Source organism: Couchioplanes azureus (assembly GCF_014648355.1).
Lineage (GTDB): Bacteria > Actinomycetota > Actinomycetes > Mycobacteriales > Micromonosporaceae > Actinoplanes > Actinoplanes azureus.
In genome coordinates this window covers 307,170-321,355 of record NZ_BMQY01000006.1, presented here as the reverse complement: position 1 = coordinate 321,355, position 14,186 = coordinate 307,170, and the positions used below count along the sequence as shown (strand labels likewise).

Annotated in this window: 15 protein-coding genes; 12 read left to right on the top strand and 3 right to left on the bottom strand. The window is 71.6% G+C overall.

The window, feature by feature from the left end; translation table 11 throughout:
• Positions 1–66: 66 nt before the first annotated feature.
• The 6 genes from hemL to ccsB are packed head-to-tail and all read left to right on the top strand — an operon-like array spanning position 67 to position 5,965.
• On the top strand, positions 67–1,401 hold the full coding sequence (gene hemL / locus IEY99_RS23040) for a glutamate-1-semialdehyde 2,1-aminomutase (protein WP_189206104.1): 1,335 nt from the start codon (positions 67–69) through the stop codon (positions 1,399–1,401).
• Positions 1,398–2,054, top strand: coding sequence for a histidine phosphatase family protein (locus IEY99_RS23035; RefSeq protein ID WP_189206103.1), 657 nt, complete (start codon positions 1,398–1,400; stop codon positions 2,052–2,054). The genes hemL and IEY99_RS23035 overlap by 4 nt, the downstream gene beginning before the upstream one ends.
• The gene (locus IEY99_RS23030) at positions 2,051–2,614 is read left to right on the top strand and encodes a TlpA family protein disulfide reductase (RefSeq protein WP_189206102.1); all 564 of its coding nucleotides are present in this window, start codon (positions 2,051–2,053) and stop codon (positions 2,612–2,614) included. Before IEY99_RS23035 ends, IEY99_RS23030 begins: the two co-directional genes overlap by 4 nt.
• Positions 2,614–3,372 carry a cytochrome c biogenesis CcdA family protein gene (locus IEY99_RS23025; RefSeq protein WP_189206101.1) on the top strand — a complete coding sequence of 253 codons (759 nt, stop codon included), beginning with the start codon at positions 2,614–2,616 and terminating at the stop codon, positions 3,370–3,372. Before IEY99_RS23030 ends, IEY99_RS23025 begins: the two co-directional genes overlap by 1 nt.
• Positions 3,369–4,979: a cytochrome c biogenesis protein ResB gene (gene resB, locus IEY99_RS23020; RefSeq protein ID WP_189206100.1), complete on the top strand. Its 1,611-nt coding sequence runs from the start codon at positions 3,369–3,371 to the stop codon at positions 4,977–4,979. Before IEY99_RS23025 ends, resB begins: the two co-directional genes overlap by 4 nt.
• Positions 4,979–5,965, top strand: a complete 987-nt coding sequence (gene ccsB, locus IEY99_RS23015; protein ID WP_189206099.1) for a c-type cytochrome biogenesis protein CcsB — start codon at positions 4,979–4,981, stop codon at positions 5,963–5,965. Before resB ends, ccsB begins: the two co-directional genes overlap by 1 nt.
• A gap of 26 nt (positions 5,966–5,991) precedes the next feature.
• Here the strand turns inward: ccsB and IEY99_RS23010 are convergent, their stop codons facing one another.
• On the bottom strand, positions 5,992–6,972 hold the full coding sequence (locus tag IEY99_RS23010; protein WP_189206098.1) for an aldo/keto reductase: 981 nt from the start codon (positions 6,970–6,972) through the stop codon (positions 5,992–5,994).
• 64 nt (positions 6,973–7,036) lie between these two features.
• Here IEY99_RS23010 and IEY99_RS23005 point away from each other — a divergent pair, with 64 nt between their 5' ends.
• The gene (locus IEY99_RS23005) at positions 7,037–8,005 is read left to right on the top strand and encodes a winged helix-turn-helix domain-containing protein (protein WP_189206097.1); all 969 of its coding nucleotides are present in this window, start codon (positions 7,037–7,039) and stop codon (positions 8,003–8,005) included.
• Positions 8,006–8,027: 22 nt separating this feature from the next.
• Here the strand turns inward: IEY99_RS23005 and IEY99_RS34445 are convergent, their stop codons facing one another.
• Positions 8,028–9,020, bottom strand: a complete 993-nt coding sequence (locus IEY99_RS34445) for a hypothetical protein (protein ID WP_229799125.1) — start codon at positions 9,018–9,020, stop codon at positions 8,028–8,030.
• An 88-nt stretch (positions 9,021–9,108) separates the two neighbouring features.
• Here IEY99_RS34445 and IEY99_RS22995 point away from each other — a divergent pair, with 88 nt between their 5' ends.
• The 3 genes from IEY99_RS22995 to IEY99_RS22985 are packed head-to-tail and all read left to right on the top strand — an operon-like array spanning position 9,109 to position 12,113.
• The gene (locus tag IEY99_RS22995) at positions 9,109–10,569 is read left to right on the top strand and encodes a menaquinone biosynthesis decarboxylase (RefSeq protein WP_189206096.1); all 1,461 of its coding nucleotides are present in this window, start codon (positions 9,109–9,111) and stop codon (positions 10,567–10,569) included.
• Positions 10,566–11,462: a menaquinone biosynthesis prenyltransferase MqnP gene (gene mqnP, locus IEY99_RS22990; protein WP_189206095.1), complete on the top strand. Its 897-nt coding sequence runs from the start codon at positions 10,566–10,568 to the stop codon at positions 11,460–11,462. The genes IEY99_RS22995 and mqnP overlap by 4 nt, the downstream gene beginning before the upstream one ends.
• Before the next feature lie 3 nt (positions 11,463–11,465).
• Positions 11,466–12,113, top strand: coding sequence for a UbiX family flavin prenyltransferase (locus tag IEY99_RS22985; protein ID WP_189206094.1), 648 nt, complete (start codon positions 11,466–11,468; stop codon positions 12,111–12,113).
• Here IEY99_RS22985 and IEY99_RS22980 read toward each other — a convergent pair.
• Positions 12,086–12,361, bottom strand: coding sequence for a BldC family transcriptional regulator (locus IEY99_RS22980; protein ID WP_071803604.1), 276 nt, complete (start codon positions 12,359–12,361; stop codon positions 12,086–12,088). The two genes, IEY99_RS22985 and IEY99_RS22980, sit on opposite strands and share 28 nt — an antisense overlap.
• Positions 12,362–12,583: 222 nt before the next feature.
• On the opposite strand from IEY99_RS22980, the gene IEY99_RS22975 reads away from it, so the two are divergent.
• A complete protein-coding gene (locus IEY99_RS22975) occupies positions 12,584–13,045 on the top strand; it encodes an Lrp/AsnC family transcriptional regulator (protein WP_189206093.1) in 462 nt (153 codons plus the stop codon).
• Positions 13,046–13,048: 3 nt separating this feature from the next.
• On the top strand, positions 13,049–14,146 hold the full coding sequence (gene cds1 / locus IEY99_RS22970) for an L-cysteine desulfhydrase Cds1 (protein WP_189206092.1): 1,098 nt from the start codon (positions 13,049–13,051) through the stop codon (positions 14,144–14,146).
• Positions 14,147–14,186 lie beyond the last annotated feature (40 nt).

Sequence of the window (14,186 nt, the reverse complement as noted above, 5' to 3'; positions counted from 1 at the left end):
GTGAACAACCCTCGTCCGGGGCTGGGCGGACGCCGCCCGGACCGCGCTGACAGAATAGGATCCGCCGTGACCACCTCATACCGCACCGCCGGCGCCCCGTACCCGCAGGACGCCCCGGTCTCCCAGGCCCTGTTCGACCGCGCCCAGGCCATCGTGCCCGGCGGGGTCAATTCACCCGTGCGTGCGTTCCGGGCCGTCGGCGGAGTGCCGCGGTTCATGGCGCACGGCGAAGGTCCGTGGATGGTCGACGCCGACGGGCGCCGCTACGTGGACCTGGTCTGCTCGTGGGGTCCGCTGATCCACGGGCAGGCGCATCCGGCGATCGTCGCCGCGGTGCAGGCCGCCGCCGCGCGCGGCACCAGCTTCGGCACGCCCACCGAGGGCGAGGTCGCGCTCGCCGAGGAGATCGTCCGGCGCACGCCGGTCGAGCAGGTGCGCCTGGTCAACTCGGGCACCGAGGCGACCATGACCGCGATCCGGCTGGCCCGCGGCTACACCGGCCGGTCGAAGATCGTGAAGTTCGCCGGCTGCTACCACGGGCACGTGGACGCCCTGCTCGCCGCGGCCGGCTCGGGCGTCGCGACGCTGGGCCTGCCCGATTCGCCCGGAGTGACCGGTGCGGCGGCCAGCGAGACGATCGTCGCGCCGTACAACGACGTCGCCGCGGTGGAGGCGATCTTCGCCGAGCGGGACGACATCGCGGCGATCATCACCGAGGCGGCGCCCGGCAACATGGGCGTGGTCGCGCCCCGCGACGGCTTCAACCGCCGGCTGGCCGAGCTCGCGCACGCGAACGGCGCCCTGCTCATCCTCGACGAGGTCATGACCGGCTTCCGGGTCTCGGCGGGCGGCTGGGCCGGCCTCGAACCGGTCGACGCCGACCTCTTCACGTACGGCAAGGTGATGGGCGGCGGCCTGCCCGCGGCGGCCTTCGGCGGCCGGGCCGAGATCATGTCCCGGCTCGCCCCGGCGGGACCGGTCTACCAGGCCGGCACGCTCTCCGGTAACCCGCTGGCCTGTGCCGCCGGGCTGGCCAGCCTGCGGCTCGCCGACGCCGCCGTCTACCAGCGCCTCGACGAGCTCTCCGGCACGGTCGGCAAGCTCGCGTCGGAGGCGCTCGCCGCCGCCGGGGTCGCGCACCGGCTCTCGTACGCCGGCAACATGTTCTCGATCTTCTTCACCGATGCCGACGTGTCCGACTACGACTCGGCGAAGACCCAGAACACGGCCGCGTTCCGGGCGTTCTTCCACGAGATGCTCAGCCGCGGCGTCTACCTGCCGCCGAGCGCGTTCGAGTCGTGGTTCGTGTCGACGGCGCTGGACGACGAGGCCATGGAGACGATCGGCGCGGCACTGCCGGCGGCGGCGCGGGCCGCCGCGGCGGCCGGAGGGGGATCATGAGCCAACCGACCCGGACCACGGTGCACGTGCTGCGGCACGGCGAGGTCTACAACCCCGCCAAGATCCTGTACGGGCGGCTGCCCGACTTCCACCTCTCCGAGCTCGGCCGGCAGATGGCCAAGGCCGCCGCCGAGGTGCTCGCCGACCGCGACGTCACGCATGTCGTGGCGAGCCCGCTGGAACGCGCCCAGGAGACCGCCGAGCCGTTCGCCGAGCAGTTCGGGCTGGAGACGGCGACCGACGTCCGGCTCATCGAGAGCGCGAACTTCTTCGAGGGCAAGAAGGTCTCCGTCGGCGACGGCGCGTTCAGCAACCCGCGCCACTGGTGGGTGCTGCGCGACCCGATCACGCCGAGCTGGGGAGAGGCCTACCTGGTGATCGCGCAGCGGATGTTCGCCGCGCTCCAGGCCGCCCGGGTCGCCGCGGAGGGCCACGAGGCCGTCTGCGTGTCGCACCAGCTGCCCATCTGGACGCTGCGCCGCTACGTCGAGAAGAAGCGGCTCTGGCATGATCCCCGCCGCCGGCAGTGCGGGCTGGCGAGCCTCACCTCGTTCCGCTTCGAGGGTTCGAAGGTGGTCGGCATCGACTACTCCGAGCCGGCGGCCGCGCTGATCGCGATGTCTCCCGGCGCCGGGACCGCCAAGGGGGCATGACCGTGCGCCGGCTCCTCGCTGCCGTTCTCACCGCCGTGGCCGTCGCCGGTGCGCTGACCGGCTGCGGCGAGGAGGGCTGGGAGAAGAAGTGCACGACGAACGCGGACAACGTCATCGAGTGCACCCCTGAGCAGCGCCCGGAGGCCCGCGAGGTGACCGGCGAGCTGCTCGGCGGCGGCACGTACGACGTCACCCAGGACCGCGGCAAGGTCGTGGTGGTCAACTTCTGGGGATCGTGGTGCAACCCGTGCCGGGCGGAGGCCGACGACCTCGAGGGCACGTACCAGGCGACCAAGGCGAAGAACGTCACCTTCGTCGGGGTCAACTCGCGCGACGACCGGGACTCCGCGAAGGCGTTCGAGCGTGGCCGGGTGACCTACCCGAGCATCTTCGACCCGGACGGCAGCGTCGCGCTGAAGTTCGACGTCACCCAGGTCAGCACGCCGGCGACGCTGATCCTCGACCGCCAGGGCCGGATCGCGGCCGGCATCCGCGGCGCGACCACCATCGGCGTGCTGCAACCCGTCGTGGAGCGCATCGCCGCCGAAGGAAACGGCTGATGGGGGAGTCCTTCGCCGACGCCGCCAGCAACGGGCCTCTGGTGCTGGCGATCGCGGCCGCGGCCGTGGCCGGACTGGTCAGCTTTCTCTCGCCGTGCGTCCTGCCTCTCATTCCGGGCTATCTGTCCTATGTGACCGGTCTGGCCGGTTCGGATCTGGACGCCGCCCCGCAGGCCCGCGCCAAGGGCCGCATCTTCGCCGGGACCAGCCTGTTCGTGCTCGGCTTCGCCGTCGTCTTCTCGCTGTCGGCGGCGCTGGTGGCGAACATCGGCAGGACGCTGCAGACCCACCGGCAGGCGCTGAACATCGTGCTCGGCATCCTGATCATCCTGCTCGGGCTGGCCTTCCTCGGCCTCGTTCCCGGCATGCAGCGCGAGGTGCGGATCAACCGCCTGCCGAACGCCGGGCTGCTCGGCGCGCCGGTCTTCGGGGCGCTCTTCGCGATCTCCTGGCTCCCGTGCTCGGGCCCGACGCTCGGGGCGGTGCTCGGCCTCGCCACGACGGCCGGGCAGACCGACCGCGCGGTGACCCTCGCGCTGGCGTACAGCCTCGGCCTGGGGTTGCCGTTCGTGCTCTTCGGGCTCTTCTTCCGGCGGCTGCTCGGCGTCTTCAAGGCGGTACGCCGCAACAGCCGGTGGGTCACCCGGGTCGGCGGGACGCTGCTCATCGGCGTCGGTATCACGCTGGTCACCGGCGGCTGGGAGAGCTTCCTCATCTGGCTGCAGACCACCTTCACCTTCGACGGGGCGCTGCTGTGACGGCCGTCGACGAGCGCCCCGCGCCGGCCGCCGCGCCGCCGCCGCGGCGGCCGAACCGGCTGTGGGCGCTGCTGCGCAACTCGTGGCGCCAGCTCACCAGCATGCGTACGGCGCTCCTGCTGCTCTTCCTGCTCGCCGTCGCCGCGATCCCCGGCTCGGTGCTGCCGCAGCGCTCGGTCAACGCCGAGAACGTCGCCGGCTACTTCCGGGAGCATCCCGACCTGGCCCCGGTCCTGGACCGGCTCGGCGGCTTCGAGGTGTACGGCTCCCCCTGGTTCGCCGCCATCTACCTGCTGCTGTTCACCTCCCTGATCGGCTGCATCGTGCCGCGGCTGCTGGACCACGCCCGCGCGCTGCGCACCGTACCGCCGGATGCTCCCCGGCGGATGGCGCGGCTGCCGCAGTTCGCCCCGGCGCAGGAGCGGACCGACGATCCGGCCGACGCGGCGCGAGCCGCCGCCGCCGTGCTGCGCAAGCGCCGTTTCCGTACGGTCGTCCGCGAGGGCGAGGGCGGCGCCTGGACGGTGTCGGCCGAGAAGGGCCATCTCAAGGAGACCGGCAACCTGCTGTTCCACCTTGCCCTGATCGCGGTGCTGATCGGGGTGGGCTTCGGCCACTGGTACGGCTGGCACGGCAACCGCCTCCTGGTGCGAGGCGCGGACCAGGGCTTCTGCAACTCGGTGACGCAGTACGACGAGTGGTCGCTCGGGCCCCGGGTGGAGGCCGCCGACCTGCCGTTCTTCTGCCTGCGGCTGCACGACTTCGAGGCCGCCTTCCAGCCGAGCGGCCAGCCGAAGGAGTTCGACGCCGCCGTCGAGGTGCGCGAGCGGCAGGACGGTGCCTGGCGGCGCGCCCGGTTCACGGTCAACGACCCGCTGCGGCTCTCCGGCGCGAACGTGCACCTGCTCGGTCACGGCTACGCGGTGGAGCTGCGCTACACCGACCGGTACGGCGCCCAGCAGACCAAGATCGTCCCGTTCCTGCCCCGCGACGGCATGTTCACCAGCGAGGGCGTCGCCCAGTTCCCGGACGTGAACATCGACCCGAAGACGAACCGGCGCGACGAGAACCTCCAGGTCGGCTTCGAGGGCGTCTATCTGCCCACGGTGGATCCGAAGGGCGGCCCGGCGTCGGTCTTCCCGGAGGAGAAGGACCCGGTGCTGTTCCTCAGCGCGTACCGGGGAAACCTCGGCGTCGACGCCGGCCTGCCCGGCTCGGTGTACGCCCTGGACCGCGCGCAGCTCGTCAGCGGCAAGCTCAAGCAGGTCAGCGGGCACCGGCCGCAGCGGCTCACGCCGGGACAGTCCTGGACGCTGGACGACGGCACGAAGCTGGAGTTCGTCGGCACCCGGCCGTTCGCGACGCTGGCGGTGCGCTCGGACCCCACCCAGTCCCTGGTGCTCGGCGGCGCGGTCCTCGGGCTGATCGGGCTGATGCTCTCCCTGGCCGGGCACCGGCGGCGGCTGTGGTTCCGGATCACGCCCCGGGACGGCTCCGGTAGCTTGATGGAGGCCGGTGGCCTGCCCCGCACCGACTACCCGGGCTTCGACGAGGAGTTCGACCAGATCGTGGGCGCCGCCCGCGGTCGGAGTGAAGGGACGCCGTGATGGCGGAGTTGTCGAATCAGTTGATGGCCGTCACGGTCGTCGCCTACCTGGTCGCGATGGTCTGCTACGCGGCCGAGTACGCATTCGGCGACAAGAGCCACATCGGCCGCGCGGCCACCCGCCCGGCCCGCCAGCTCGTCGGCGCGGGCGCCCCGGCCGTCGCCGAGCCTCCCGTCGCCGAGCCTCCCGTCGTCGCCGTCGTCGAGGAGGCTCCCCGGCGCGACCGCGGCGCCCAGCTCGGCCGCGCCGGCGTCGTCGTCAACTGGCTCGCCTTCGCGCTGCACCTGGGCACGGTGGTCACCCGCGGCATCGCGGCGGACCGCATGCCCTGGGGCAACATGTACGAGTTCATCCTGGCCGTCACGCTGGTCGGCTCCGCGGTGTGGCTCGGCGTGCTGACCCGCAAGCCGGGCGTGCGCCACCTCGGGCTCTTCGCCGCCCTGGCGCTGGTCGTGCTGCTCGGCGCGGCCGGGCTGGTCGCGTACACGCCGGTGGGGCCGCTGGTGCCGGCCCTCAACTCGTACTGGTACATCATCCACGTCTCGACCATCATCCTGTCCAGCGGCATCCTGCTGGTGGGCGCGGTCCCGGCCGCGATGTTCCTGGTCCGCAGCGGGTACGACCGGGGCAAGCGCAGCTTCCCGTACACGCTGGGCGCCAAGGCCCCGGCCGCGGCGACGCTGGAGCGGCTGACCTTCCGCATGCACGCGTTCGCCTTCCCGCTGTTCACCTTCGGCGCGCTGATCGCCGGCCCGCTGTGGGCGGAGGCGTCCTGGGGCCGCTACTGGGGCTGGGACCCCAAGGAGGTGTGGGCGTTCATCTCCTGGATCGTGTACGCCTGCTACCTGCACGCCCGCGCCACCCCGAGCGTCAAGCGCACGGTCGCGACGTGGATCGCCCTGCTCGGCTTCGCGACGATGCTGATGAACCTGTTCGGCGTGAACCTGTTCTTCGAGGGCCTGCACTCGTACGCGAACGCCGGCTGACCGACGCGGTAAGCCCGACGAGCCGGTTACCAGGCCCAGGCTTCCGGGGCGGGGCCACCGTTGCCGACGGGCGGGAAGCATTCGTCGAGGGCTGCCCGGGTGTCCTCGGTGAGCGGGCTGTTCAGCGCGGCGACCGGTAGGTCGAGTTGCTCCGGAGTGCGCGGGCCCAGAATCGGGGCGGTCACCTCCGGGCGCGACAGCAACCAGGCGATCGCGACGGTGGTGGGCTCCTGTCCGAGGTCGGCGCAGAGGCGCTCGTAACGTTCGAGAGCTGCCCGGTGCGGTTCCACCCGTTCTGCTGCGTGTAGCAGCGCCCGGCCCGGTATGCCGTCGCGTTGTTTGCGAAGTGCGCCGGAAAGCGCGCCGAAGTGCAGCGGCGAGTAGGGCAGGATGCCGATTCCCAGTTCTGCCGCTGCGGGCAGCACTTCCATTTCCACGTGCCGGGTGAGCAGGTTGTACTTGCACTGCTCGGAGACGACGCCGAGGAAGTGCCGGCGGTCCGCGGCGGCTTGCGCGCGGCTGAGGTGCCAGCCGGCGAAATTGGAGGATCCGACGTACCGGATCTTGCCCTGGGTGACGAGCGTTTCCATCGCCTGCCAGATTTCCTCCCAGGGGGTGCGGCGCTCGACGTGGTGCATCTGGAACAGGTCGATCCATTCGGTACGCAGGCGGCGCAGCGACGCCTCGCAGGACGCGATGATGTGGCGGGCGGAGAGGCCGCCGTCGTTGGGCCAGTCGGTCATCGGGGCGTAGACCTTGGTGGCCAGGACTACTTTGTCGCGATTGCCGGACTTGTCGAACCAGCTGCCGATGAAACGTTCGCTGAGGCCGTCGCCGGTTTCGCGGCCGTACATGTTCGCGGTGTCCACAAAGTTGAGGCCGTGCTCGATCGCCCGGTCGAGGATCGCATGGCTCTGTTCCTCGTCGATCTGCCAACCGAAATTCATGGTGCCGACGCAGAGCCGGCTGACGGTCAGGCCGGTCCGGCCCAAGCGGGTGTATTCCATGCCGGCGACGCTAGGGTCGTGCGCGCCATGGCGGGAAATCGTTCGACTGTGCTCGAATGCTCCGGTGATCGAGTGGGAGTTCAGCACAGCGGACCTGGCCGGGCTGCGGTTTGCGCACTCACCGATGGCCGAGGTCGTGGCCAGCACATTCGCTCTGCGCGGCGGCCCGAGCGCCTGGCTACAGGCGCCGTGGCGTTCCCGGGTGGCCCCGTTGCTGCCGAACTGGCCGACATTGCAGGCGGTGCTCCTCGGCCCGCGAGGGTACGCGCCGGACTTCCTCACCCCGCCGCCGCGCGCCGGCCGCCCGACACTGGCGGAGGAACTCGCCGAGGTGGCCGCGACCCCACTCGACCAGGTCGCCGAACAGACGATCGCCGGGTGGGCCGGATACGACACGCCGCCGGAGATCGACCGGTTCGCCCGTGACCCCCGGGCGGCCCTCGCGGTGCTCCTCGCGGAGATCCGTGCGTACTCCGCCGTCGCGATCGAACCGCTGTGGCAGCGGCTCCGCGCAGCCGCCGAGGCGGAGATCGCCACCCGGGCCCGCGCGGCAGCCGAGCACGGTGCCCGGATGCTGGTCGACGAACTGCACCCGAAGCTCGGATGGAACGGCTCCGCGCTGCTGCTGCGCTACCCGGACAAGCAGGGGCGGTGGAGCCTTGACGGCCATGAGCTGACCCTGCTGCCCACCGGCTTCGCCGGTACCGAGGTGTACGCGATGCCGGACTCGCCGAGCGGCCGCACCCTCTGGTACGCGCCGCGAGGGTACGGGAACCTCTGGACCTCGGGTAAGCAGTCCTCCGCGGAACCGCGGTTGTCCGCACTGCTCGGGCCCACCCGGGCAGCGGTACTGACCCTTCTGGCAGCCCCGCACAGCACCGGCGACGTCGCCGCCCGCCTCGGCCTGGCTGCCGGCACGGCGTCACACCACTTGACCACACTGCGCGACGCCGGGCTGGCAACCACGCAGCGCACCGGCCGACGGCTGCTCTACCAGCGCACGCGGCTGGGTGACGACCTCACCGCCGGCTGACGGCCCCGGAAGCGCCCCGGCCTCAGCGGTTCAGCACGTCCAAGAGGCTCACCTCGCGCGCCTCCGCGGGCTGGATGTCGCCGACCACGTCCGCCTCGCCCGACGGCTGCGGCGCCCGGGCGAGCGGCAGGCCGCCGCCGACGCCGCCACCCGGGCAGTCGCCCGCGGTCCAGGTGTCGTAGTGGGTGATCCAGTCGAGGCAGAAGCCGCCGCCCCGCTGCTGCGCCATGTCCCCGGTGAGGGTGTCCACGTCCTCGCGCCAGAAGCGGCCCTGGCCGCCGCCCGGGGGCCGGAGCTGGACGTTGTCCACGGTCACCCGGGGGACGCGCAGCCGCGCCGCGCGGCCGGAGTCGACGTGCACCTCGACGTACTGCTCGACGTACGCGCTGGAGCCGATCGGCAGCTTCTGGGCGGTCAGCAGGTTCCAGCGGTTGTTCCACCACAGCCAGGCCTGCCAGACGTTGTCCGCGTCCGTGTGCAGGTCCAGCCAGACCTTGTCGCCCGGCTTGAGCCGGTACTGATCGTAGAACTGCCAGGTCTTCGTGTTGGTGTTGAACGTGTAGATGTGCTGGCGGCCCTGGCCCGCCCAGCCGGTCTCCGCCCAGCCGGCCTCGAGCCACGCGATGCTGCCGCCGCCCATGTCGCGCTTGACCATGAAGCGGCTCGCGACGAAGTCGTACGTGTTTCGCCGGACCCCGCCGTCGACGATCCCGATCCGGCCGGCGACGCCGCTCCACTCGCCGCCGGTGCCCGCGCCGAGGTGGTGGTAGCCGCTCGGCGTGCTGGTCTCGCGCATCCGGTCCAGGCGCACGGCGGACTCGAGCACCCGGGTCGAGGCCTGGCAGGCCCCGCGGGAGTCCCGGCTCGCCGGGCCGGTCGGCGCCGTCGTGGAGGCACCGCCGGGCTTGCAGACCGGCAGCCGGCCGCCGCGGTGCGACGCCGCGGGAGCCGCGATCGCCACCCCGGTGACCAGCCCTGCAAGGGCACACCACCGTGCCACACCCCGGAATCTCACGCTGCCACCGCCCCCGACCCGTGTGCGAATCAACCGCCTGGCTCAACGCCGGACGAGATCACCGGGTGACGGGTGACAGACTGGGGGCATGGCTGCGAAAGGCTTTCCGTTTCCCGATCTGCAGAGCTTCGTCTCGGCCCTGGAGGCGGCCGGTGAGCTGCGCCGGGTGCGCGTACCCGTCGATCCGACGCTGGAGATCAGCGAGATCGTGACCCGGACGGTCCGGGCCGGCGGCCCGGCCCTGCTCTTCGAGCGACCCACCCGCGGTGAGATGCCGGTCGTCGTCAACCTCTTCGGTACGGAGAAGCGCATGGCGATGGCCCTCGGCGTCGAGCGCCTGGACGACGTGGGCGACCGGATCGGCGCCCTGCTCAAGCCGGAGCTGCCGGTGGGCTGGTCCGGCATCCGCGAGGGAATCGGCAAGGTGCTGCAGCTCAAGTCCGTGCCGCCGAAGAAGGTCAAGACGGCGCCGTGCCAGGAGGTCGTGCTCAAAGGCGACGAGGTGGACCTCGACCGGCTGCCCGGCCTGCGGGTGTGGCCCGGCGACGGCGGGATCTTCCACAACTACGGCCTGACCCACACGAAGGATCCCGAGACGGGCAAGCGCAACCTCGGGCTCTACCGGCTGCAGCAGCATTCGAAGAACACGCTCGGCATGCACTGGCAGATCCACAAGGACTCGACCGCCCATCACGCGGTGGCCGAGCGCCGGGGCGAGCGGCTGCCCGTGGCCGTGGCGATCGGCTGCGACCCGGTGGTCAGCTACGCCGCCAGCGCGCCGCTGCCCAGCGACATCGACGAGTACCTGTTCGCGGGCTTCCTGCGCGGCGAGCGGGTGGAGATGGTCGACTGCCTGACCGTGCCGCTGCAGGTGCCCGCGCAGGCGCAGATCGTGCTCGAGGGCTATCTCGAGCCGGGGGAGCGCGCGCCCGAGGGCCCGTTCGGTGACCACACCGGCTTCTACACGCCCGTCGAGCCCTTCCCGGTGCTGCACATCGAGTGCATGACCATGCGCCGGAAGCCGATCTACCACTCGATCATCACGTCGAAGCCGCCGCAGGAGGACCACGGGCTCGGCAAGGCCACCGAGCGCATCTTCCTGCCGCTGCTGCGGATGATGGTCCCGGACATCGTCGACTACGACATGCCGGCGGCCGGCGTCTTCCACAACTGCGTGATCGTCTCGATCCGCAAGCGCTTCCCCAAGCACGCCCAGAAGGTCATGAGCTCGATCTGGGGCGCGCACCTGCTGTCGCTCTCCAAGCTGATCGTGGTGGTGGACGAGGACTGCGACGTGCACGACTACCAGGAGGTCGCGTTCCGGGCCTTCGGCAACGTCGACTACGACCACGACCTGGTGCTCACCACCGGCCCGGTCGACCACCTGGACCACGCGTCCTACCAGCAGTTCTGGGGCGGCAAGGCGGGCATCGACGCCACCCGTAAGCTGCCCGCCGAGGGATACACCCGCGGCTGGCCGGAGGAGATGACCATGTCGAGCGAGGTGGTCGCCCTGGTGGACAAGCGGTGGAAGGAATACGGCATATGACGGCGGTGGCGTCCGCGCCGGAGCAACCGGGCCGGATCAAGGCGTTCCTGCGGCTGGTCGCCATCGAGCACTCGGTGTTCGCGCTGCCGTTCGCCTACCTGTCCGCCGCGGTCGCGATGGATCGCGCGGGGGACGTGCGCTGGTGGGACCTGGTGCTCATCACGGTAGCGATGGTGGCCGGGCGGACGTTCGCGATGGCGGCCAACCGCATCCTCGACCGGAGGATCGACGCGCTGAACCCGCGGACGCAGAACCGCGAGCTGGTCACCGGGGCGGTGAGCCTGCGCACGGCGTGGACCGGCGCCGCGGTCTCGCTGGTCCTGCTCTTCCTCGCCGCCGGCCTGCTCAACCCGCTGTGCCTGCTGCTCTCGCCGCTCGCGGTGCTCCCGCTGATCATCTATCCGTACGCGAAGCGCTTCACGAACTTCCCGCACTACGTGCTGGCGCTGGCGCAGGCGGTGGCGCCGGTCGGGGCCTGGCTCGCCGTCACCGGCACGTTCGACGGGTCGGGCCCGGCCTGGCTGCTCGGCGCCGCGGTGGGTCTGTGGATCGGCGGCTTCGACCTGATCTACGCCTGCCAGGACGCCGAGGTCGACCGCCGGATCGGGGTGCACTCCACCCCGGCCCGGTACGGCGTCCCCGCCGCGCTGCACCTGTCGACCGTGACGCACGTCGTGACGTTCGCGCTGTTCGTGTGGTTCGGCCAGGTCGTCGGCCTCGGCTGGCTCTGGTGGATCGGGCTGGGCCTGACCGCGGTCGCCTTCGCGTACCAGCACGTCATCGTGACGCCGAAGGACCTGTCGAAGGTGAAGCGGGCCTTCTTCACCGCGAACGGCTTCGTGGGCATAGCCCTGTTTGTCTTCGCTCTGCTCGATCTCGTGCTGCATCCTTAGGCGATGCGCACCCCGTGGATCGTCGGCGTCTCAGGCGCCTCCGGCACACCCTACGCCCGGGCGGTGATCGGTGGCCTGCTCGACGCCGGCGAGGCCGTGGACCTGGTGATCTCCCGCGCCGCGCGGCTCACCCTGCTCGACGAGACCGGGGCGAGCGTGCGCGACGCGCACTGGAAGGACGACGTCGGCGCGTGGCTGGAGCGCGATCTCGGCCCGGCCGACCTCGCCTACTGGCCGGCCGGCGACCTGGCCGCCGGGCCGAGCAGCGGCTCCTATCCGGCCAAGGGCATGGCGGTCGTGCCGGCCAGCACCGCGGCCTGTGCGGGCATCGCGATCGGGCTCTCCAAGGACCTGCTGCAGCGGGCCGCCGAGGTGAACCTCAAGGAGCGGCGGCGTACGGTCGTCGTCCCGCGCGAGACCCCGGTGACCCGCAGCCACTTGGAGCACCTCATCGCCCTGCACGACGCGGGCGCGGTGGTCCTGCCCGCGTCTCCCGGCTTCTACGGCTCGGGTGCCGGCGCCTCGGCGCGGCAGCTCGTGGACTTCGTGGCGGGCAAGGTGCTGGACGCGCTGGCCGTGCCGCACGACCTCTTCACCCGCTGGCGCGGCGAGCTGGGTGGCGGTCAGCGCAGCCCGTTGGGCGGTCCGTAGCCGGCACCCGGGTTCGACGGGCCGGCGTTGCGGGGCCGGTTGGCGGCGTCGTCCTCGCGCATCTCCTCGACCACGCCGTCGCCCTCGAGCAGCGCGCGCACCTCCGACTCCCGGAACCGGCGGTGGCCACCCGGAGTACGGATACTGCCGATGCGTCCAGCGGCCGCCCATCGCGTAACGGTCTTGGGGTCGACCCGGAACAGCGCGGCAACCTCCCCTGGCGTCAGCAGTCGATCTCCAGTGTCCACGGCCCTCTCCCTGCGTCGTTGTGGAGCGCCGGTGGTCACGGTGCGTGTTCGGCGTGCTCGATCGGGACGTACAGCCATTAGAGCATCGGCAAAAACAGCAAGTCGCTGAAATGCGGAAAAAGCCCTGATTGCGACGTTGGCCATTATCCTTGCTGGCTCGGGCGCTGGTGGCCCGCTACCGGGCGTGAACTACCCGGACGGGTCGCATTAACCTCTGAAGCCATGGACGCCATCGACCTGCGCCTGATCGACCTTCTGCGGGACAACGCCCGCTCCTCGTACGCCGAACTGGCCCGCCAGGTCGGCCTGTCCGCCCCCGCCGTGCACGAGCGGGTCGGCAAGCTGGAGGCGGCCGGGACGATCCGGGCGTACCGGGCGGAGATCGAGCCCGAGTCCATCGGGCTGGGCGTCACCGCGCTGATCGGCATCGTCGAGGACTCCGGCGCCGACACCGACGACGTCCTCGCCGCTCTGCGGGTCATGCCCGAGATCGAGTCCTGCTACTTCATGGCGGGCGTCGAGTCGTACCAGCTCACCGTCCGCGTCGGCACGATCGCGGAGCTGGAGCAGCTCATCGTCCGGATCAACCGGACCGCCGGGGTGGCCTCCACGCGCACGGCCATCGCGCTCTCCACCAAGTGGGAGAATCGCCCGCAGCAGGGCCGCGACCCGGCGGTAGGTTGAGACATGGCCCAGCTCGACCGATGTGACGCCGCCCAGCGGGAATGGGCGAGCGACGCCATCGCCCGCGTGGAGGCCGACGCCAACCGCTCCGCGGACACCCATCTGCTGCCGTTCCCGCTCCCGCCGGCCTGGGGCATCGACCTCTACCTCAAGGACGAGAGCTCGCACCCCACCGGCTCGCTCAAGCACCGCCTGGCAAGATCGCTCTTCCTGTACGCCCTCTGCAACGGCTGGATCGGCCCGGACACCCCGGTCGTCGAGGCCTCCTCGGGCTCGACGGCGGTCAGCGAGGCGTACTTCGCCCGGATGCTCGGTCTGGAGTTCATCGCGGTCATGCCGGCGAGCACCTCGCAGGAGAAGATCTCGCTGATCGAGTTCCAGGGCGGCAAGTGCCACCTCGTCGACGACCCGACCACGGTGGTCGCCGCCGCCCGCGCCCTCGCCGCCGACCTCGGCGGGCACTTCATGGACCAGTTCACCTACGCCGAGCGGGCCACCGACTGGCGGGGCAACAACAACATCGCCGAGTCGATCTATGCCCAGCTCGCGCTGGAGCGGCACCCGGAACCGGCCTGGATCGTGGTCGGCGCGGGCACCGGCGGCACCAGCGCCACCATCGGCCGGTACGCCCGCTACCGCCGCTTCGCCACCCGGCTGTGCGTCGTCGACCCGGAGGGATCGGCGTTCTGGCCCGCGTACCTCAGCCAGGACTGGGAGGTGTGCACCGGGCGCGGCTCGCGGATCGAGGGCATCGGCCGGCCCCGGGTGGAGCCGTCGTTCCAGCCGTCGGTGGTCGACCGCATGATCCACGTGCCGGACGCGGCGTCCCTGGCGGCCATGCGGGCGGGATCGGCGGTGCTCGGCCGCCGGGTCGGCGGGTCCACGGGCACGAACCTGTGGGGCGCGTTCGCGATGATCGCCGAGATGCTCGAGGCGGGCCGTACGGGCTCCGTGGTGACCCTCATCTGCGACGGCGGCGAGCGGTACGCCGACACGTACTACTCCGACGAGTGGGTCCGCTCCCGCGGCATGACGCTGGACGCGCCGCTGGCCACCATCGATGCGTTCCTGTCCACAGGGGTGTGGAAACCGCCGGCGTGACCTCGGCCGCACCGGCGCCGGCGCGGGGCAGCGCGGCCGG

Excerpts from the sequence above, each read along its gene's own strand:
- IEY99_RS22975 (WP_189206093.1), top strand. The coding sequence starts at position 12,584 with ATGGACGCCATCGACCTGCGCCTGATCGACCTTCTGCGGGACAACGCC.
- mqnP (WP_189206095.1), top strand. The coding sequence starts at position 10,566 with ATGACGGCGGTGGCGTCCGCGCCGGAGCAACCGGGCCGGATCAAGGCG.
- ccsB (WP_189206099.1), top strand. The coding sequence starts at position 4,979 with ATGGCGGAGTTGTCGAATCAGTTGATGGCCGTCACGGTCGTCGCCTAC.
- cds1 (WP_189206092.1), top strand. The coding sequence starts at position 13,049 with ATGGCCCAGCTCGACCGATGTGACGCCGCCCAGCGGGAATGGGCGAGC.
- IEY99_RS22995 (WP_189206096.1), top strand. The coding sequence starts at position 9,109 with ATGGCTGCGAAAGGCTTTCCGTTTCCCGATCTGCAGAGCTTCGTCTCG.
- IEY99_RS23035 (WP_189206103.1), top strand. The coding sequence starts at position 1,398 with ATGAGCCAACCGACCCGGACCACGGTGCACGTGCTGCGGCACGGCGAG.
- IEY99_RS23010 (WP_189206098.1), bottom strand. The coding sequence starts at position 6,972 with ATGGAATACACCCGCTTGGGCCGGACCGGCCTGACCGTCAGCCGGCTC.
- IEY99_RS23025 (WP_189206101.1), top strand. The coding sequence starts at position 2,614 with ATGGGGGAGTCCTTCGCCGACGCCGCCAGCAACGGGCCTCTGGTGCTG.
- IEY99_RS22985 (WP_189206094.1), top strand. The coding sequence starts at position 11,466 with ATGCGCACCCCGTGGATCGTCGGCGTCTCAGGCGCCTCCGGCACACCC.
- IEY99_RS23030 (WP_189206102.1), top strand. The coding sequence starts at position 2,051 with ATGACCGTGCGCCGGCTCCTCGCTGCCGTTCTCACCGCCGTGGCCGTC.